This is a genomic window from Novosphingobium sp. 11B (genome assembly GCF_054589055.1).
This window is the reverse complement of sequence record NZ_BAAILP010000320.1, coordinates 1-831: the sequence shown is the minus strand read 5'-3', so window position 1 is coordinate 831 and position 831 is coordinate 1. Positions and strand designations below refer to the sequence as shown.

The following is an 831-nucleotide window of genomic DNA, read 5'->3' as shown; positions in this document are numbered from 1 at the left end:
GCCTCAAAGGAGTACCCGCATGAACGGAACACATTCCGTGGAAAAGATCGGCGGCACTTCGATGGCCGCCACCTCGACGGTGTTCGACAACGTCCTGATCGCCGGGCGCGAGGGCGCGGACCACTACAACCGCATCTTCGTCGTCTCGGCCTATGCCGGGATGACCGACCTGCTGCTGGAGCACAAGAAGTCGGGCCGGCCCGGCGTCCACGCCCACTTCATCCGCAACGAAGTGCCCAGCGCCTGGCGCTCGGCGCTGGCTGACGTGATGGGCGCGATGTGGGCGCGCAATGCCGAGATGTTTGCGCGCGCCGAAAGCCGCGAGGAGGCCGACGTCTTCGTGGCAAGGCGCATCGCCGCGCTGGAAACCTGCCTCGACGATCTCGACCGGCTGCGCGCACACGGCCGCTTCTGCCTGAAGGAGCAGATGACCACCGTGCGCGAGATGCTGGCGGGTCTGGGCGAGGCGCATTCGGCGCACTCGACCGCGCTGATGCTGCGCGACCGGGGCGTGAACGCGGTCTTCATCGACCTGACCTTGTGGAACCATGAGGATATGCGCAGCCTCGACGCGCGGATCGAGGAGGCGCTCGGTCCGATCGACCTTGCCACGCAGATGCCCATCGTCACCGGCTATGCCGGTTGCGAGGGCGGCATGGTGCGCCGCTATGCGCGCGGCTATTCGGAGATGACGTTCTCGCGCATCGCCGTGCTGACGCAGGCGCGCGAGGCGATCATCCACAAGGAGTTCCACCTCTCCAGCGCCGACCCGCGCCTTGTCGGCGAGACGGTGGCGCGCAAGATCGGGCGAACCAACTACGACGTGGCGGA

At 67.0% G+C, this 831-nt stretch carries 1 protein-coding gene; it reads left to right on the top strand.

The features are described 5' to 3' along the window. Nucleotides 1-19: 19 nt before the first annotated feature. The coding region (locus ACYPYD_RS26470; RefSeq protein WP_459666643.1) for an amino acid kinase family protein at nucleotides 20-831 on the top strand (812 nt) is incomplete at its 3' end.